13 protein-coding genes and 1 pseudogene are annotated in these 19,118 nt (G+C 40.1%); 7 read left to right on the top strand and 7 right to left on the bottom strand.

Going from position 1 to position 19,118, the window contains the following annotated elements:
- Window positions 1-75: 75 nt before the first annotated feature.
- A complete protein-coding gene (locus ACM0OR_RS12435; RefSeq protein ID WP_414576443.1) occupies window positions 76-5,439 on the bottom strand; it encodes a beta-ketoacyl synthase N-terminal-like domain-containing protein in 5,364 nt (1,787 codons plus the stop codon).
- 397 nt (window positions 5,440-5,836) lie between these two features.
- Window positions 5,837-6,172: a hypothetical protein gene (locus tag ACM0OR_RS12430; RefSeq protein ID WP_414576442.1), complete on the bottom strand. Its 336-nt coding sequence runs from the start codon at window positions 6,170-6,172 to the stop codon at window positions 5,837-5,839.
- 810 nt (window positions 6,173-6,982) lie between these two features.
- On the opposite strand from ACM0OR_RS12430, the gene ACM0OR_RS12425 reads away from it, so the two are divergent.
- The 5 genes from ACM0OR_RS12425 to ACM0OR_RS12405 all read left to right on the top strand — a co-directional run bounded on the left by ACM0OR_RS12425 (window position 6,983) and on the right by ACM0OR_RS12405 (window position 11,563).
- Window positions 6,983-8,176, top strand: coding sequence for an ABC exporter membrane fusion protein (locus ACM0OR_RS12425; protein WP_414576440.1), 1,194 nt, complete (start codon window positions 6,983-6,985; stop codon window positions 8,174-8,176).
- Window positions 8,177-8,258: 82 nt separating this feature from the next.
- Entirely contained in the window at window positions 8,259-9,431 is a 1,173-nt protein-coding gene (gene devC, locus ACM0OR_RS12420) for an ABC transporter permease DevC (RefSeq protein ID WP_414576439.1), read from the top strand.
- Between the two features lie 17 nt (window positions 9,432-9,448).
- The gene (locus tag ACM0OR_RS12415; RefSeq protein ID WP_414576438.1) at window positions 9,449-10,153 is read left to right on the top strand and encodes a DevA family ABC transporter ATP-binding protein; all 705 of its coding nucleotides are present in this window, start codon (window positions 9,449-9,451) and stop codon (window positions 10,151-10,153) included.
- A gap of 129 nt (window positions 10,154-10,282) precedes the next feature.
- A complete protein-coding gene (locus ACM0OR_RS12410) occupies window positions 10,283-11,077 on the top strand; it encodes an alpha/beta fold hydrolase (RefSeq protein ID WP_414576437.1) in 795 nt (264 codons plus the stop codon).
- Between the two features lie 255 nt (window positions 11,078-11,332).
- Window positions 11,333-11,563, top strand: a complete 231-nt coding sequence (locus tag ACM0OR_RS12405; protein WP_414576436.1) for a hypothetical protein — start codon at window positions 11,333-11,335, stop codon at window positions 11,561-11,563.
- Here the strand turns inward: ACM0OR_RS12405 and coaBC are convergent.
- From coaBC to ACM0OR_RS12385, 4 genes and pseudogenes are all read right to left on the bottom strand, one after another.
- Window positions 11,555-12,781: a bifunctional phosphopantothenoylcysteine decarboxylase/phosphopantothenate--cysteine ligase CoaBC gene (coaBC, locus tag ACM0OR_RS12400; protein WP_414576435.1), complete on the bottom strand. Its 1,227-nt coding sequence runs from the start codon at window positions 12,779-12,781 to the stop codon at window positions 11,555-11,557. The two genes, ACM0OR_RS12405 and coaBC, sit on opposite strands and share 9 nt — an antisense overlap.
- Window positions 12,782-12,977: 196 nt before the next feature.
- Complete coding sequence (locus ACM0OR_RS12395; protein WP_190706429.1) at window positions 12,978-13,190, bottom strand: DUF2555 domain-containing protein; 213 nt, start codon at window positions 13,188-13,190, stop codon at window positions 12,978-12,980.
- A 155-nt stretch (window positions 13,191-13,345) separates the two neighbouring features.
- A complete protein-coding gene (locus ACM0OR_RS12390; protein WP_323265455.1) occupies window positions 13,346-13,957 on the bottom strand; it encodes an alpha/beta hydrolase in 612 nt (203 codons plus the stop codon).
- A 190-nt stretch (window positions 13,958-14,147) separates the two neighbouring features.
- A pseudogene (locus tag ACM0OR_RS12385) lies at window positions 14,148-14,956 on the bottom strand (Rpn family recombination-promoting nuclease/putative transposase).
- A 208-nt stretch (window positions 14,957-15,164) separates the two neighbouring features.
- On the opposite strand from ACM0OR_RS12385, the gene purH reads away from it, so the two are divergent.
- Together purH and ACM0OR_RS12375 are read left to right on the top strand one after the other, a co-directional pair.
- A complete protein-coding gene (gene purH / locus ACM0OR_RS12380) occupies window positions 15,165-16,703 on the top strand; it encodes a bifunctional phosphoribosylaminoimidazolecarboxamide formyltransferase/IMP cyclohydrolase (RefSeq protein ID WP_414576434.1) in 1,539 nt (512 codons plus the stop codon).
- Window positions 16,704-17,265: 562 nt separating this feature from the next.
- On the top strand, window positions 17,266-17,886 hold the full coding sequence (locus ACM0OR_RS12375) for a Uma2 family endonuclease (protein ID WP_414576433.1): 621 nt from the start codon (window positions 17,266-17,268) through the stop codon (window positions 17,884-17,886).
- A gap of 160 nt (window positions 17,887-18,046) precedes the next feature.
- On the opposite strand, the gene ACM0OR_RS12370 is transcribed toward ACM0OR_RS12375, so the two are convergent.
- On the bottom strand, window positions 18,047-18,775 hold the full coding sequence (locus tag ACM0OR_RS12370; protein WP_414576432.1) for a TIR domain-containing protein: 729 nt from the start codon (window positions 18,773-18,775) through the stop codon (window positions 18,047-18,049).
- Window positions 18,776-19,118 lie beyond the last annotated feature (343 nt).

Below are 19,118 nucleotides of genomic sequence, written 5' to 3'. Positions count from 1 at the left end.
CGCTGAAATAGGTCGCCATAAATATTTTTTGGAGGGAAGAGGGCAGAGCTTAATGCCCAATCCTCCAGTTAACACTCAACAAACCAAAGTCACTCTTCCCTGTCCGCTATATCCCACTTCCACAATCAATCTATTGGGGTCGTAAAGTTCTGCAAGGATGTACTCTACCGATGTTTGCTCATTTAAATCAGGACTGAGGTCTATAGCTCGACAAAATACCGATTCCCATTCCTGGTTCACGGTTTTAGTCAGTCCGAACAAACCGCCGCTAATTGCACCAAAGTTAGTGTTTTGTTTGAATCCAAACTCCCCATCTAGGCGAGCAACAGTGAGAAAGCAACTGCGTCCTAAAAGTGCGGCTTGGTTCAATGGCTGTTTGAGATGTTTGGCGATAAGGAAGACATGGCAGAGGAGGGCTTTTTCTGATTCCAGATAATGGACACCACTTATTTGGGGGTGGCTGGCTGGATTCAAGTGGATAAATGCACCAATTTGACCATAATTAGTAGCGATCGCAGCTAATTGTTTTTGCAGATGCTCTTCACTCCAATCTGTCAGCACTACCCGATTGATTCCTTCAGGTAAAGGGGACTGTTTCTCCATCACAGTTTGAGGAAAAGTTAAGACAACGGTTTTCCAGCCACGTTGACAAAGAGCCTCAGCTAGTTTTGCAGTTGTCAGTGAACCATCATCAGTCAACAAAGCGATATGTTGATCAGGTAAGGCGCACTCTAAAACATCCGGTTCGGGAAGAAACTTGAGTTTAACGGGATTGCGAAAAATCAAAGATGGGGAATTAGGGATGGAGGATGGGATTGACTCTTCCTCCATCTTCTTTATTTCAGCAGGCTGAGGTGGTGAGGATGTTTTCTGTTGCGTCTCTATCAACAGCATTTTTTTTTCCGCCCCTGCAACCTGTTGCTCTATGTATGCAACAATTTCTCCTAGAGTCCGCAGTTGACCTAGTTCTTCTGGATTCGGTTTGGGTAGTTCGGGATATAGTTCTAGTAATGCTCCCAGGATTTCTACCCGTTTGATGGAATCAATCCCCAAATCAGCCTCGATATCCATCGACATATCTAACATCTCTGTTGGATAGCCTGTCTTATCACTCACTATGTTGAGTAGAGTTGGACTGAGGTTGCTTAAATCAATGGAGGATAGAGAAGGTGGGGAAGGTTGGGAAGAGATAACTTCAGTTTCCTGCAAAGTAGAAGATAAATCAGATGTTACTTCCACATCTTTGACTGTTTCTACATCTCCTGCAATCCCTGGTGCTAAAGCCCCCATATACTCGACTATTTGACCAAGAGTGCGCAGTTGTCCTAGTTCTTCGGGATTTGGTTTAGGTAAATCAGGGTAGAGTTCGAGCAATCCTCCGAGAATTTCCACGCGTTTGATTGAATCAATCCCCAAATCTGCTTCGATATCCATCGATAGCTCTAACATCTCAATTGGATAGCCAGTTTTATCACTGACAACATTGAGCAGAGTTTGACTCAGGATGGTTTCATCAATGACTATTGGTGATGGAGATTCTACTGTCGTGGTTGCAGGATGATTTTCTGTAGGTGTGATAATGTCTAGAACTGGTTTTGCTTGATGATTTGCACCATTACTTGTGCCATGACCATGACCATGACCGTTACCGTTACCATGACCATTACTATGACCGTTACCATGAGTTGATAATGGCTCAGATTTAGTGATAACACCGTTACTTCCTACAGAAACCGATGCGTTTGTTACCAAAGCCGGATGCTGCTCAACAGCACTGTAGTTAGCAAGATTTTCTGGCTCATCCAGCAGTGATACAAGACTATTTTGCTGGATTAACTGGAAAAATTGGTTGGTGTATCCCTGCTGATAATTCAGATATTGTTCATGGATGCGGAGACTTTCAGCTTGATGATCGTGAAACCGCATCATGCTACGTTCGGAACTGGAGATTGCTAGTTGCTGTGTTGGTGCTTGTTCCCCGGTGAATTTAGCATTTCCCCACAATGCTTGCTGTTGCTGCATTAGTTGGAAGAAAGTTTTGGTATATTCTGTTTGATGTTTTAAAGATTGTTCATGAACCTGTAAAACACTACGTTGATGACGATTAAATTCTATGAGTGTGTACTCTAAGCTATCGATAATTCTTTGATAACTCATAGATAGTTCCGCACTGGATTGTAGAGGTTGAATCAGCAATTTGTCCGGTTGACCATTTTGAGAAGATGTCATCTTCACTCCATTGTTGACTGATTCCCGGTTTTGTGTTTCAGAGTTATAGGTAAGTAAATCGTTACTTTTTTCTTGAGAATGTGGAGACTGGGTTAATCTGACTGGGTGATATTCGGTTAGTGTTTTCTGTTGATTACCGTTGCTAACAGGCGATGTGACTGTTACTGGCATTTGTAGAGATTTTTCAAAGGCTTGTTTTGTTTTTTCCGAAACATAGTTAGTGCTATTTAAGCGGAAATTCAAGACTTTGTTGGTGGTAACTTCTGGGGTTTTGCTTTCTAGTTGGTAAGAGTCAATGTTTTGCAAAGCTAACCCAGCCACACGCAGCTGGACAACAGCCTCTCGCAAAGTGTGATCGCTATTTTTGGCAGGATTACCATTTAAGGCTACAGCTATATGGGGGCGATCGCTCAGAATCTCTTTCACTAGGTTGGTGAGAACTTTACGTGGCCCAAATTCAATAAAGCAAGCACCACCTTCTGCATAAATATTCTCAATCTCCTGCTTAAACAAGACCTGATTCATCAGGTGTTCTTCGAGGATATTTTGAATCTCTTTTGGCTGGCTTGGATAAGGTTTGGCTGTGAGATTACTATAAACTGGGATTTGGGGCTGGTTGAAAGTAACTGTCTCAATTGCTTTGGCAAAGGGTTTCTGGGCATGGGCTACCAACTGGGTGTGAAAAGCTGCGGAAACACCAAGCAAGATGGTAGAGAAGCCTTGCGTTTTCAGAGTCTCTTCTATTTTGGCAATTTCAGCTTTTGTCCCTGCTAACACCACCTGTTGATGAGAATTGAAGTTTGCAATGCTGACTTGAGGATAATTTTTAATCAGTGCTGTAATCTGATCCACATCCCCTTTCACCGCTAACATACTTCCGGCTTCAAATTGGGGATCTTTAGGTGCAGCCATCGCTTGACCCCTAGACTTGACTAAGAAACAGTAATCTGATTCGCTCAAAACCCCAGATGCCCACAATGCTGTCAATTCCCCAAAGCTATGTCCAGCAACAAAATCAGGCTTCAATCCTGCTTGCTGTAATATCTTGTACAAACCTGCACTAAAAGCCCCAATCGCTGGCTGTGCATATTCCGTTAGCTGTAATCTTTCTAACTGGGCAGCTTTTTGAGCCGGATCAAATACAGGCGCAGGGAAAACGACTTCTGAAATGGGTTGCGAACCATCTTGAGATAAGAAATTATCCATCTGACCATAGGTTTGGCGCAGACAAGGGAAGTTAATCGCTAGTTCCCTACCCATTTCTAAGTATTGCGAACCTTGTCCAGAAAATAGTGCGACTATTTTCCCTATAGACACCCCAGTTTTGCGGTAGTAAATTCCTTGGGGATGCTCCCAGGACTCCCCCTGGGGTTTCTTTTTCATTAAGTCAATCGCTATTTCTAACAATTCCCCAGCCTGTGTGAGAGAATCGGCAACAAACCCCACTCTGGCATTTGCTACCGGAATTTCTCCAGATTGAGACGCTGCAATCAGTTCTCGATAATGCCTTTCTCCAGCATCAGATTGCAATTGATTGCGGATGTCGTGACAGCGTGACAACAACTGCTCAGGTGTAGATGCAAATAGAAGTATGGACTGGGCAGTTTGATGTAAACGATAGGGTTGCTGATGTTCCTGTTTGTATTCTTCTAAGACGACATGATAATTTGTCCCACCAAAGCCAAAGGAACTGACTCCGGCTCGTCTTGGCTGGTTATCGTGGCTCATCCAAGGTCTAGTTTCTGTATTTAAATAAAATGCGGAATTATCAATGTCAAGTTTAGAATGGGGTTTGGTGACGTTAATTGTCGGTGGTAAGACTTTATGGTGTAGTGCCAATACTGTTTTAATCAAACTCGCCGCACCCGCAGCCGCTTTTGTATGTCCAATCTGGGATTTAACGCTTCCCAGGGCAATAGATTGTTTTTTGGAATTATTTTCGCCGAAAAATTCTTTAATTGAGGCGAATTCAGTGGGATCGCCTACCATTGTACCTGTACCGTGTGCTTCCATCAAACCTACACTGGCAGGTGAAAATCCTGCATCTTCATAAGCACGGCGTAAGGCTTTGATTTGCCCTGCTGAACTGGGTGCATAGATGCTTTTATAGCGACCATCGCTAGAAGTGCCAATACCTTTGATAACTGCATAGATGCGGTCATTGTCTCGCTGGGCATCTTCTAGACGTTTCAACACTAACATTCCGACACCTTCACCCAACATCATCCCATTTGATTCAGCATCGAAGGGTTTAACATTCTCTCCGGGAGAAACAGCAGGAGTTTTGCTGAAACCTACATAGGCCATGATTGAGTTGTCGGTGTCAACGCCGCCAGTAATCATCATATCGGCTCGACCTTCAACTAGCTCACTAATTGCTACTTTCATCGCACCTAAAGAACTAGCACAGGCCGCATCAACTACACAGTTCATTCCCCCCAAATCGAGGCGGTTGGCAATTCGTCCAGCTACCACATTGGCTAGCATTCCCGGAAAGGCGTTCTCGTCCCACTGCACATATGCAGATTTGATTTTCTCGATGATTGTTTGGGTCTCTTCATCGGATAAGCCACTACTTTTGAGGGCTTTTTCCCAAACTGGGTACTGCAATCTTGTACCTAGGGGAACTGCCAATTGTCTACCTATGGCTACACCTAATACTACCCCAGTGCGATCGCGCAGTCCATCGTAGATATCGCGATGAAATTGGCGTGATTCACCATAACCAGCATCTTCCATTGCCGCTTTCGCCACCACTAAACCCAGCAACTGTGAAATATCTGTGACTTCTAGAATGTTAGGAGGTAATCCAAATTCCATTGGATTAAAATCAATATCTGGAATAAAACCGCCACGTTTGCAGTAAGTTTTGTCAGGTGTTCTAGGGTTAGGATCATAGTAATCCTCTATGCTCCAACGTGAAGGAGGCACATCAGTAATACAATCTACTTTATGAATTATCTTTTCCCAATATTCCTGCAAATTTTTCGATTCGGGGAAGATAGAAGCCATCCCAATAATCGCAATATTGGTTTGTGGACGTGGGAACGCCACATCGTTCTGTGGACGTTGCATATTTGTATTGTTAGTTAGAGGGGTTTTGTTAACCATAGTTTTTTTCACTTGTATCAGCTTGAGCAAAGCCTTTTCACAATTGCTCACTTCATCTTGCAATTGTGTCAAGCCAGCTTCGATTCTAGAAGCAGACATGATTTAATCTTTGGTGTTCGTGAAATTTTAGATTGCTTGAGAACTTGATCCCCTCTATTTATGAGGTAAATGAGTATTAGAGGTTAGGGAAAATACTGCTTTTGCCAAACAAATTAATTGCTGCTATATGAGTTAATAAAAGGCTTGAGCATGAGTAATCTTTATAGCCAATTTATCCTACTCTCTTTTATCCTATTCACTTGACAATTGCACTTATTTTAAATTGATTATTTTAGTATGGCAATTGATATGCAATTTATGTGCAACCGTATAGATTTTACTAGCAGAAATAATGTTTGTACGATTTTAGCTAGTACCGTGACAGAACAGTCAAAAGCATATAATTTATGGCATCTACACTGGTTTTGATGCTGATTTTTTCCACCATGACCAAAATTTACGTTTTCAATTGGTTTTTTACTGGGTTTAATTTAGTACATGAATGAGGATCTACAGGATTAATTTCTGAATCATGTTTGTTCTTGTTTTTCGCAATTATTGCCTGATACTCAGCAGTTGCTAATAGCTGCTGCTCAAGTTCACTCACACTAATCCCTAGCTCTGAGGCTTTTTTGGCTTTCCACTTTTCCAACTCCAAATCATGTTGATTAAGCCATATATGTAACGCAAGGCGAGCCATCTCAGCTTTGCGAACAGTTTGGCGTTCTGCATGAAAAATTAGCCTTTGGTGATCAAAGCTTGTTAATGAAAGCATAAATCTCTTTAGTTTCATTATCTCTAGATTCATAGGGCGATTATTGTCACCCAATACTAAAAGTCTTATTTACTAATAACTTAATTTAGGGAATTATTCCACAAAAAGTGCATATAAGTTGCATATGTGATGCCAGATATATTCTTGTTGATCAGGATTATTATGCGAAGGAAATATTAAATTAAGTAGAATTCCAGGGGAATTTTGTATTAATTATTTGACTAAATGAATATTGGCATTTTATGTTACCAATATTTTGTGAGTTTAAAAAATTACTTTTGTTAAAAACAATTATGATCATATTTGACAACTATGTCCCAATTCATTTAATATTTAAGTATCATTCATGACAACAAATATGTTTAATTTATTGCAGATTATTCAATTCAGTCTATATAGAGATGAATATTCTCAGAATTAATTGTAAATAGCACATTTTTCATCTATCTAAAGGTTGAATATGAATCGCATAAAAGAAAAATGCCTAAATATAAGAATCAAAAGATATAGAACAAGACAAATTTTAGTTTAAAATTATACTAAATAAAATTCTCTGGCTAGGGTAATTTATTTAGTCATTTTAATTAACTACCTTATAGGCACTATGGTTAAAGGTATTGACTGTTCAGTATCAATTCTGTTGCATATGAGTTGTAATTGAATATCAATCAGTTTATTGTTGATGCCAAAGAAGCATTCATTGTTTGAGAAAGTATAAAACCAAGAAAAATAATGATTCAATTCACTCTTGAGCAAAGGCTTAATCCTGATGAATTGCTATATGCAAATTAATCCGAAAGTGATGATTTTTAAATTAAAAGCCTGATTATGGTAAATAAACAAAAACAGTCAAGTCTCAAACCGCTAGGTGCGTGGACAATAGTTTTGATGCTTGTAATGGCAATAGTTCCGGGGCTAATTTCTCTCTATACTATTTCACGCTCTCAGTTGAAATCTCGATTGCAAGTTCCAGATGAGCCAAAAACTTATGCTAGAATCTCTGCGATTGCGGCTTTAGGAAGATTAGAGCCTCAAGGAGAAGTTATTCGGCTGTCAGCTGCAGACTCCCAAGGAGGTGCGCGAGTTGCACAAGTTCTAGTCAAAAAAGGAGCATGGGTACGTCAGGGACAAGTGGTTGCCATTCTTGACAGTTATAATACGCGTCTAGCAGCCTTAGAAACAGCCCAAAAGCAAGTCTCGGTAGCTCAAGCTAGTCTCAATCAAGTAAAAGCAGGTGCAAAAGCTGGAGACATCTCTGCACAAGAAGCAACTATAGCTCGCTTAGAAGCAGAGTTGCGGGGAGAAGTATCTGCACAGGAAGCAACCATAGCTCGCCTACAGGCAGAATTGCGTAATGCTAAAAGTGAAAATCAACGGTATCAGCAGCTATATAAAGAAGGTGCAATATCAGCATCGGACTCTGATACTAGACGTTTACGAGTCGATACAGTGCAACAACAGCTCAATGAGGCGATCGCTTCTCTGAATCGAACTGTAGAAACTCTGCAAAAGCAATTACACGAGGCTTACGCCAGGCTGAATAGTATTACTGAAATCCGTCCTACTGATGTGCAAGCAGCGCAAACTGATATTGACACCGCAATAGCCTCAGTTAAACAGGCTCAGGCAAATCTAGATTTAAGCGTTGTTCGCTCTCCTATCAATGGCCAAGTATTAAAAGTTCATACAAGAGCAGGAGAAATTATTGGCAATTTAGGCATAGCTGACTTAGGCCATACAAAGCAAATGTATGTAGTAGCAGAAGTCTATGAAACTGATATTCAAAAGGTGCAGCTAGGCCAGTCAGCTATTATTACTAGCAATGCTTTTGCAGGAGAATTAAGGGGAACAGTCAAAGAAATTGGTTTGCAAGTTGGTCAACAAAATATTTTCAATAACAATCCTGGAGCAGATAGAGATAACAAAGTTATTGATGTGAGAATTCGGATTGATAGCGTAGCAGATAATCAGAAAGTTTCTACCCTTACTGACTTACAAGTTGAGGTACTTATTCAGATTTAACACTTTCTTAACTGTAAAAATTTTCCTTCTTTTTAAGGTGTTCTACCAAGCATTCTCATTTTGACTAATTGAGGTTTTAAACATGATTCTCAACATCCCTCTAGCTTGGTTACAACTAGCACGACAAAAAGTCCGCTTTCTTGTGGCATTAGCTGGAATTTCTTTTGTAGTAGTTCTGATGTTTATGCAAATTGGATTTCAAGATGCTCTCTATGAAAGTGCTACACAAGTACATAATAACCTCCAAGCTGATTTAGTTTTAATTAGCGCACAATATAAATCATTGACATCTAATCAAAGCTTTCCTCGCTGGCGTTTATACCAGGCACTAAGTGTTGGCAACGTAGAATCTGTTAGCCCTTTATATTTACAATTTGCTAAATTAAAAAATCCTATTGACGGACTGAAGTTTCCCATATATGTGCTGGGATTTGATCCTGTAAAATCAATTTTCCAATTACCAGAAATTCAAGATAACTTAAGATTACTACAACTTCCTAACGTAGTTTTTTTTGACAAAGCCTCTCGGCCAGAATTTGGACCCATTTCTCAAGAATATTTACAAGGAAATAATGTGAGAGTTGAGATATTTAACTATAATAAATTAATTGGATACAAAGTAAAAATAGGGGGCTTATTTAGCCTGGGTCCTTCCTTTGGAGTTGATGGTAATTTAATTGTTAGCTCTTCAACTTTTCTGCGTATATTCCAAGATCGTTCGGCACAAAATATAGATATAGGCTTAATTAATCTCCAGCCTGGTACTAATCCCCAAGAGATTTTGCGCCAGCTATCAGCTAGACTACCCAAAGATGTAAAAGTTATTACCCGCAAAGAATTTGTTGCATTAGAAAAAAGCTATTGGACTCTGAGAACACCTATTGGATTTGTGTTTAATCTCATGGTAGGTATGTCGTTTATTGTGGGCATAATTGTTGTTTATCAAATACTTTATAGTAATATTTCTAATCACTTGGCTGAGTATGCAACACTAAAAGCAATGGGTTTTAAAAACAAGTATTTATTAAATGTAGTTTTTCAACAAGCTATAATTTTAGCAACCCTAGGTTATATTCCGGGGATTTTGATATCTATAATTTTGTATGATATTGCCAAGGATGCGACGAAATTACCAGTCATCATGAGTGTAACTAAGGCAATTTTAATATTCAGCTTTGCCCTTGTCATGTGTTTATTTTCTGGATTCCTATCTACTAATAAATTACGTAATGTCGATCCAGCAGATATTTTTTGATTCAGAATATATGAAATATGCTTGATAACGTCACGAAAGAAGACTACATTATTAACATACAAAGTCTTAATCATTTCTTTGGCAGCAAAACATTAAAAAGCCAAATACTGTTTGATATTAATCTCTCAATTCGCTCTAGTGAAATTGTGATTATGACTGGGCCATCTGGGTCTGGTAAAACAACTTTGCTAACTTTGATAGGTGGTTTACGGTCTGTTCAAGAGGGAAGTCTTAAGTTTTTAGGACAAGAACTTAAGGAAGTAAGTAATGAAGAATTAGTCCAAATACGCCGCCATATTGGATATATTTTTCAGGCACACAATCTACTAGATTTTTTAACAGTTAGACAAAATGTCCAAATGTCACTGGAATTACACAAAAATATTTCTAACAGTGAAGCCCGTAGCCAATCAGAAGCTATGCTGAATGCTGTTAAATTAGGCAATAAAGTTGATTACTATCCATCTGATCTCTCTGGTGGTCAAAAACAACGGGTGGCGATCGCACGCGCCTTAGTAAGTCACCCCAAGTTAGTTTTAGCCGATGAACCTACGGCGGCTTTAGATAGCAAAACAGGCAGAGATGTTGTCACGCTGATGCAAAAATTAGCCTATGAACAAAATTGCTCTATCTTAATGGTGACTCATGATAACAGAATTTTAGATATTGCAGACCGCATAATTCACATGGAAGACGGACGACTGATGCAACAAGTTTCTTGATGCTGATGTTTTGTCACAATCAAGGAAACGCGATCGGCCTAACTATAACTAAGCAAATTTCTCTCTGTGTTCTCCGTGCCTCTGTGGTTAAATAAAGAAGCTTAAAACCACGCAGACGCAGAGAAATATATGCCCAAGGTACAACTAAACGGGATTGATTTGTTCTACGAAATCAAAGGTACAGGAGAACCTTTACTGTTAATTTCTGGTTTTTTGTGTGATCATTCCTACTGGTCGCTACTCATGCCATATTTTACTCCCCACTATCAAATCATTCGTTTAGATAACCGAGGTATGGGGCGGAGTTCTGCACCAGATACTCCCTACAGTATTCAAGAAATGGCTCATGATACGGCTGCATTACTTGATTATCTTGGGATTGATCAAGTACACATTGCAGGTCATTCTATGGGTGGACAAATTGCCCAAGAACTAGCATTAATATATCCCCAAAAAATTAAAAATTTGATACTACTATCTTCTCTAGCCAAGGGTGACGAGCGATTTAATAGCATCATTGACACCTGGGGGGAACTTCCTCAAAAGATAGACATGAGGCTTTATCAAAGAGTTATATTACCCTGGATTTTTAGCGAGAATTTTTACTCAATTGCAGACATGATAGAACAGCTAATTGAATGGGCTGTACATTACCCCTTTTCACCCCAAATTCATAGCATTTATCACCATAGTCGGGCTATCCTGGGTTGTGACACCACAAATCGTCTACAAAATATTCTCTGTCCTACCTTGGTGTTATCAGGTAAACAAGATATTCTCACCCCAGTCAAATTTTCTGAACAACTAGCAGCAGGTATTCTGGGTGCTAAATTGTCAGTTATTGATGGTGGTCATGGTTTTATTATTGAGTCACCAGAGATCGTGGGTAGAGCGATGCTAGATTTTCTAGCACAGTTACATTAATTCCATATCTGGAATAAAGTTAGCCCTTTCAAGGTGACTCGCTATATCTGTACTTTCTTCTCTGCGCTCTCCGTGACTCTGTAATTAAACAGTAATTAATATAACTATTGTAACACTTAGAGTATAAGGAGGTGCATATTAACTAAATAGTAAATATTTGTAATATTTAAGATTTTCTTTAGATTTGATAGCTTAAGATTTTCTTTAGATTTTCAATAACATTTTTATGATTTCACAATAAAGGGAGCGATTGTCATGCAGGTCTGCCCTATCAATTCCAAAATATTACGTCAAATTTGGTCTGTGGTTGAACAAACCCAGAGTAGCACTCTTTTAAGACTTAGCGATCCTGATTTGGTCAGCCAACTGTTGACGCAGCTTGATAGAGAACAAGCACTCAGCAGTGAAGAACTTAATTCTGTGAACACTTATCTGTTTTCTAGAACTAATCTGATCCGTGATTTAGCGATCGCAAGACTAGCATGATCTGACAAAATCAAATAGATGGTGTGCCATTTGTAATTTAGAACAGGGTGTAATTCTGACTTGCTGCCCTTGACTATCTAAAAATATTGCTTGGTTATTATTGCTACCAAAACCACTATCAGGTTGATCAATAGGATTGGCGACAATTGCATCTAGTTTTTTGCTCCGCAGTTTTTCCATTGCTGGTGTAACAATATCGCCAGTTTGGGCGGCAAAGCCAATTAAAAACTGATGGGGTTGTTTGAGTTGAGCTAACTGGGCGACGATATCAGGGACAGGTGCTAAAGGTAAAGCTTGGGGGAGCGATCGCTTGGGTAATTTCTCTGAGCTATAATCTTTGGGCTTGACATCAGCTACCGCCGCAGACATGACAATGACATCTGCATTGGGTAAATATTCCAGCATCACCTGCTGCATTTCTTCAGCAGTAATCACAGGAATTGCTTGCACTCCCAAGGGTACATCCCACGTAGCTACGCCATGTACTAATGTTATTTTTGCCCCTCGGTGCAGGGCGGCTTGTGCTAGAGCTAGTCCCATTTTACCAGTTGAAGGATTACCAATAAACCGCACAGGATCAAGATATTCTCGTGTACTGCCAGCACTAATTAAAACTTGCTTCCCAACTAAATCACGCTTACCCTTAGTATGTAGCAGCGAATGAATATAAGTCACAATTGCCGGAGGTTCTGCCATTCTACCAGCACCGATGCGATCGCACGCCAATAATCCCGATGCTGTACTCATGCCGTGATATCTGCTATCTTCTAGTAACTGCTGCCAATTACGCTGCACCGTTAACTGTTCCCACATATCAGTATTCATTGCCGGTGCTAACAAGACTGGACAAGTGGAAGCTAACACAGTATTAGTCAGTAAATTATCTGCCATACCATAAGTTAACTTAGCCAATGTATTAGCCGTCAGAGGAGCAATAACTAACAAATCTGCCCACTCCCCCAACTCAATATGCAACGGACGAGAGTGAGTTGGTTGCCAGAAATCATTATCTGTATAGGCTTGGTGGCGGGAAAGGGTAGATAAAGTTAGAGGTGTAATAAATTCCTGTGCTGAACGGGTGAGGATAACTCGAACTTCTACCCCTGCTTTAAACAACGTCGAAACCACCTCACAAACTTTATAAGCAGCAATACCACCACCTACACCAATTAAAACTCTGGGTTGGCGGTTTTCAGTTTGGGGTTGAGAATTAGCCATAGCAAAAAGTTAGGAGTGATAGTTTAATATGAAGCCGCAGAAAGTGAGGATCACAATCTGCGGCGGTACTATGTATTTATGGGAATACAGGTTTGAGTTTTTGTCTCGTGCTGTACTAGTCTAATTGTGAATTTTCTCTATCAAAATGGATTGCCAACAATTGAGAATTGCTGTAGATTAGACTTAACTCAAACACTTATGCCTCATCGTAGGGTTCTAAATCTAAGAGATGGATGTAGGGTTCTACTAATTCAGGACGCTGAAACGCGATCGCTCGCAGTAGATGCCAGTCATTCAAACCCTCAAAAGCATTGCTGTAATTATCCATTTCTAGACGATTAGCCAATTCCTCCACCTCTGCGGCGGTCATAGCAGCGATTTCTTTCTTAGAAATGCTCAGAGTTGTCATAATGCTCGCCCCTCCCTTATGCAGCATTCGCACCCAGCACGGGTCAAGTAGCACGAATATAGTGCCACCCAATCTATATTACTCACTAGATGGCATGGATTTTCTAAAATTTTTCAGGATTTATACCATATTTTGTCAAAGATTTGTAACCCTGACTAAACAATTGTCTTGATCATGAAATTCCGTGCCACATCTAACATTTGCAAATTAATTTCATGCCCTGTGTCAAACTCATGATATTCGGCTACAACCCCCAAGGATGCTACAGTTTCCCTAGCCTTGACAGCCGCCTGTAATGGTACAACCTCATCACGCCTGCCGTGCATAATTAAAATTGGTGGTAAATTATGATTTGTTGCGATCGCATCAGGATGTAAATACCCACTCATCACAACTAAGCCGGCTAAAGGCAATTTAGAGCCGACATCTAATGTCATTGCTCCCCCTTGCGAAAATCCACTCAAAACAGTCCGTGATAAAGGTACGCCTGTACTAGCCTCTAAAGACAGCAAAAAATCTGTCAATATTTGCCGACTTTCAACTAATCCTTGATACATATTCTCCACACTCAAGTCATACCATGCTCTACCAAGAGGAGAATGAGGAAAAGGAAAAGGTGCATTAGGAAGTACAAACTGATACTGAGGTAAATTAATATGGGGTACTAAAGATGACACATCCTCAGCGTTAGCTCCCCAACCATGCAATGTCACAACTAAGCCGGCGGGTGTTTGCGAATTAGCAGGGGGAACGGTAATGTATTGCAAAGACAGAGGCTTACTCCTGAATTTATAACTCTTCTATAGTAATCCGCTTTGATTTTTAAACTTACTTGTGTGGTGCGGGAAGCGCAGCGCAAGCGCGATAGGTAAGGAGGGGAGAATAGGGAGTGGGGTTTATTTGCCTATTCCCTATTCCTCAGAAGTTTGTTAAATTCCACTCACCCTACTGTATTGGCTACTTGTTTGTTGCTTGGTCTAACCAAGCTTCTAAATCAGCAATTGACGAAAAATCCAAAAATGCTTCTCCTAATATCTCTAATTGTTCAGTAGATAATTCCCGAATTTGTGCAATAATTGAACTGTCAATTGCACCAAAACGCCGATTTAGCAGGCGATAAAAAAACTTAAATTCAGCACTTTGTACAATATCTTGATAAATAACAGATTCTTGCATAATATCCTCCTGTAAAAATTGACGAATTAAGTTTTTTCCAAATCTCAAACCAGCCAAAATTTCAGTACACCCAGCGATATTCTGTTTTTCAACTCTATCTTGAATTTTAGCTATTTTTTCGGCAATCTGTGCTAATAAGCTTGGAGGTGAATCCGTCTGAGCTAGGGACGCTAGAGGCAAAAGAGCGGGATTTTCTAGAAATAAGGCTGAATCCTGTTCCCATAAACGGACAACACGGTAGCGGTGAATGGTTACTTCATCTGTATATTCTTCAGTAAAATTTCATTATCTGTTTCTTGTAAGAAAATTACCACTTGTGTTACTGATGTACGATATTGTCGTTTCAATCTCACATAGTAATCTAGTATCCGAAGTGGAACTGGTGGATTAGATTTAGTCAGAGTTTGAAATTCTATATGGATGATGCGGCTTTCTGTTTGGAGAAATATCACTGAATCTGCACGAATTGGCTCAATAGAAAGTTCAGTTTTCAGCACTTTAACTTTTTTTGGTTCATTTGAGAGTAACCATTTAGCAAATTCTAGTGGATATTGTTCTGCCAAATATTTCCCAACATTATCGAAACTCAAAATTTTTCTTCCTTTTCATATTTGGTTGTGCTTTCTTCCCTGATTAGGTGACTTGAAAATACTATTTAGAGCAATATCTATGCCCATTTTTCTCTCTTATGGTGTAAGCAGTTCATAAGGGTTACTGAACGCTATTATCCCACATGGTCTTGAAGTGAACCCTGGGTTATGTAAAAATTGGGGTCTTTCGCATCTGAGGAATTGAGACATGGCGCGTCTAGCACTGCTGAGTGTATCTAACAAAACTGGTTTAATTGATCTAGCCCGTAGTTTGGTGGAAGAATTTGCATTTGACTTAATCAGCAGTGGGGGAACAGCGAAAGCCCTCAAAGATGCGGGAATACCAGTTACCAAGGTTTCTGATTACACAGGTTCACCAGAAATTTTAGGTGGGCGAGTCAAAACGTTACATCCCCGCATTCATGGCGGGATTTTGGCGCGGCGGGATGTGGCTAGTGATGTCACAGATTTGGAAAATAACCAAATTCGCCCGATTGATTTGGTGGTGGTGAATCTTTACCCCTTTGAATCCACGATCGCTAAACCAGGGGTAACATTAGCAGAAGCTGTGGAAAATATTGATATTGGTGGCCCGGCGATGTTACGGGCATCATCAAAAAACTTTGCTCATCTCACAGTATTATGTGATCCAGCGCAGTATGACGAATATTTGCAGGAATTGCGGCAAAATAACGGCGAAGCATCCCTAGAGTTTCGCCAGAAGGCGGCTTTAAAAGGATTTTTGCATACTGGTAGTTATGATCAAGCGATCGCATCTTACCTCTCTCAACAATCTTCAGAATCCCTTCCCCAACAGCACACCCTAAGCGGGACACAATTACAATCTCTGCGTTACGGTGAAAACCCCCATCAACCTGCGGCTTGGTATCAAAGCGGGACTACTCCCAGTGGATGGGCTGCGGCTACGAAATTGCAAGGTAAAGAACTCAGTTACAATAACTTGGTAGACTTAGAAGCCGCCCGGCGCATTATTACTGAATTTCCAGATACACCAGCCGCTACAATTATCAAACATACCAATCCCTGCGGTACAGCGTTAGGAAACACCATTGTTGAAGCCTATCAAAAAGCTTTCAATGCTGATTCTATCTCTGCGTTTGGTGGGATTGTCGCCCTCAACCGTCCCATAGATGCAGCCACCGCCAGTGAATTAACTAAGACATTTTTAGAATGTGTAGTTGCACCTGATTGTGATGCAGAAGCTCAAAAAATTCTGTCTAAAAAATCGAATGTGCGGGTTTTGACTTTAGCAGATTTGAGTAGTGGGGCTAAAACTCTAGTCAAACAAATTGCAGGTGGTTTCTTAGTCCAAGCTGCCGATGATATCATTGCAGATTCTAGTAAATGGCAAGTTGTCACAGAACGCCAACCCACGCCCGACGAGTTAGCCGAAATGCTGTTTGCTTGGAAGATTTGCAAACACGTTAAATCTAATGCCATTGTACTCACAAGCGATCGTACTACTCTAGGTGTCGGTGCTGGGCAAATGAACCGCGTTGGTTCAACTAAAATCGCCCTAGAACAAGCTGGAGACAAAGCCCAAGGTGCAACTCTCGCCAGTGACGGATTTTTCCCCTTCGATGATTCCGTCAGAACCGCCGCCGCCAGAGGTATCACCGCGATTGTGCAACCAGGGGGAAGCTTACGAGACCAAGATTCCATCAAAGCCGCTAACGAACTGGGTTTAGTCATGGTGCTGACTGGTACACGTCACTTTTTACACTAATAGCAGTGATCACTGTTTACTGTTCACTGATTTAACTCCCCTATCCCCTGTCACCTGTCCCCTGTCACCTATCCAGTTTACAAAGTGTCACTGATAACACTAGCTTTTATTTCAATGCGGTGTTACTCTCTAGGAGTGTGAGGAGCAAGTTGAAAATTTAAGAGTGCTTGGAGTGGAAACACGGTAACACGTCCAGGCACTTTTTTAATATTTATTTGAACTAAAAATATTTCTTAGTCTTCATAAAGTGCTTGCTAGATTTTAGGCGATCGCTTCGATTTTGGTAGTGTTCAGAGAGTTTTTTTGCATTGGTTTTGACTTTTAGCTCCCATATAGGACTTACGCACAAATTACGGAAAACAAACCACAGAGACGCAGAGAACACGGAAAAATAAGGGTTTGAGAGAGTTTTTGCGTAAGTCCTGCCATATTGTTAGTTGTGCCAGTAGCTTTATTGCAATTCTAGTGACAAAATTGGTAATAATGACACAACTAGCGATACTGTAAGCAATGCCAGAAGATGAATTTGAAAAGACTTCCACCAAACATTGAACTATAAATTATGACTCAAGCCTTACGGAAAAGAGTAACATTTGAAGATTTTGCAGCGTGGCGACCCGAAGGTGGAAGATACGAATTACATGATGGTGTGATTGTTGAAATGGCACAACCAGTGGGAGACCATGAAGATGTTGTTGGTTTTTTAGCACTAGAAATATCTGCTGATATCAAGCGTCTAAATTTACCTTATTACATTCCAAAAACTGTATTAGTCAAGGCACTTGAAAGTGAATCAGCATATTCACCAGATATATTAATAATCAATCGACCAAATTTAGTGAATGAGCCTTTATGGAAAAAGGCATCAACGGTATCTCAAGCTGCATCTATTCCACTGGTTATTGAAGTTGTTAGTAGTAATTGGCGGGATGATTACTACAAAAAATTAGCTGATTATGAAGCTATAGGCATTCCTGAATATTGGATTATAGATTATGCAGCTTGGGGTGCTAGAAAGTTTATTGGTAATCCTAAACTGCCTACTATATCGATTTATCAATTAATCGATGGTGAGTACCAAGTTACTCAATTTAGAGGTGATGCCCATATTGTCTCACCTACTTTCCCTGAATTGAATTTAACCGCCGAACAGATTTTTCAATCTGGAGGTCTACCAACATAGCCACAACCACACCGAATTGATTTTGAAGGCAATTTCAGGTTGCTAGAAAATAGAATCACATGGCTGCGAACATGATTTTTAAGATTAGTTTTGACTGGAATAAAAACTTCAATAGAATTCATCAAGAATAAGGCAAGACACGGACTGCTTTAAAAGTAAACTACACAAGCTTCTGCTCGATTTCGTCAAGCTGCTGATCTAATCTATTCTGTTCTGTTTTAGCTTCTTGGATTTGCGATTCTAATTTAAACTTGGTAGACGGATCATTTTCAATCAACAATGCTTTTTGTATCATAGCCAGTTTGTTGCTGACAATATCATATTGTTGCTGTAATGAATCCCGTTCTTGCTCTAATCTCCGACGTTGCCTATCTGTGATTCCAGTTTGACTAGTAGTTAGAGGTGTAGTATTTGCAACAGGATTACCGGAGGTTTTTGATTGGGAAATCTCCTCAACTACCCGGCGAATCCCTTGAGCCACATTCAAAAAAGCGTCATCTTGATCTGCCCATTTTGTCACAGGTTTTGCATTTTTGGGCAATGCTTGCAGTTTACTAAACGGCGCACCACTCCAGTCTGACGGTTTAAGAATAATGGGAATTACACGAGCCTCTCTTGCATCATGACGTTCCATCGCTCGCATCATTTCTTTGTCGTAGCAGTAATCTGAAGCCAAAAAGTTAGCACTCACCAACAGCAGAATAATGTCTGCAATGTCAAGATTATCATCAATCGCATTTGCCCATTCCCTACCCGCACTGATTTCTCTGTCATGCCAAGCCTCAATCACTCCCTGACGTTTCATCATGCTCAGATGAGTAGCTAATTCATCGCGCAACGCTTCATCTTTGTGGGAGTAAGAGAAAAATACTTTGACGGTATTAGACATAAATGCTGGTATAAATGACCTTGGAATTATTGTATATGAATATACAGATTAACCTTTTGAAATTAATAATCTGACAACGAGAAACTGTCCTTTAAGTATTAAATGTAGCATGGAAATAGATTGATAAATTTGTGTCTGCGCTATTATATCCGAGTATTTAGTACAAATAGACGCGATCGCAAGGTCTATTACTGATAACATATATAAATGTATATTTTATCAATTTGGAGGTTAAACAAAAGCTCTTGCCCTAAATAATAAATCCATTTCAATGATCTTGATTTGCCAATGACAAAGTATTCATTAGGGAATAATTTTGTGATGGGTCAGATGTTTGGGAAGG

It is taken from the genome of Anabaena sp. CCY 9402-a (genome assembly GCF_963920945.1).
Lineage (GTDB): Bacteria > Cyanobacteriota > Cyanobacteriia > Cyanobacteriales > Nostocaceae > Trichormus > Trichormus minutissimus.
The sequence above is the reverse complement of the archived record's forward strand: the minus strand, read 5'-3'. Positions and strand labels throughout refer to the sequence as shown.

Coding starts and splice junctions, on each gene's coding strand:
- ACM0OR_RS12435 (WP_414576443.1), bottom strand. CDS start 5,439: ATGTCTGCTTCTAGAATCGAAGCTGGCTTGACACAATTGCAAGATGAA.
- ACM0OR_RS12430 (WP_414576442.1), bottom strand. CDS start 6,172: ATGAAACTAAAGAGATTTATGCTTTCATTAACAAGCTTTGATCACCAA.
- ACM0OR_RS12425 (WP_414576440.1), top strand. CDS start 6,983: ATGGTAAATAAACAAAAACAGTCAAGTCTCAAACCGCTAGGTGCGTGG.
- devC (WP_414576439.1), top strand. CDS start 8,259: ATGATTCTCAACATCCCTCTAGCTTGGTTACAACTAGCACGACAAAAA.
- ACM0OR_RS12415 (WP_414576438.1), top strand. CDS start 9,449: ATGCTTGATAACGTCACGAAAGAAGACTACATTATTAACATACAAAGT.
- ACM0OR_RS12410 (WP_414576437.1), top strand. CDS start 10,283: ATGCCCAAGGTACAACTAAACGGGATTGATTTGTTCTACGAAATCAAA.
- ACM0OR_RS12405 (WP_414576436.1), top strand. CDS start 11,333: ATGCAGGTCTGCCCTATCAATTCCAAAATATTACGTCAAATTTGGTCT.
- coaBC (WP_414576435.1), bottom strand. CDS start 12,781: ATGGCTAATTCTCAACCCCAAACTGAAAACCGCCAACCCAGAGTTTTA.
- ACM0OR_RS12395 (WP_190706429.1), bottom strand. CDS start 13,190: ATGACAACTCTGAGCATTTCTAAGAAAGAAATCGCTGCTATGACCGCC.
- purH (WP_414576434.1), top strand. CDS start 15,165: ATGGCGCGTCTAGCACTGCTGAGTGTATCTAACAAAACTGGTTTAATT.
- ACM0OR_RS12375 (WP_414576433.1), top strand. CDS start 17,266: ATGACTCAAGCCTTACGGAAAAGAGTAACATTTGAAGATTTTGCAGCG.
- ACM0OR_RS12370 (WP_414576432.1), bottom strand. CDS start 18,775: ATGTCTAATACCGTCAAAGTATTTTTCTCTTACTCCCACAAAGATGAA.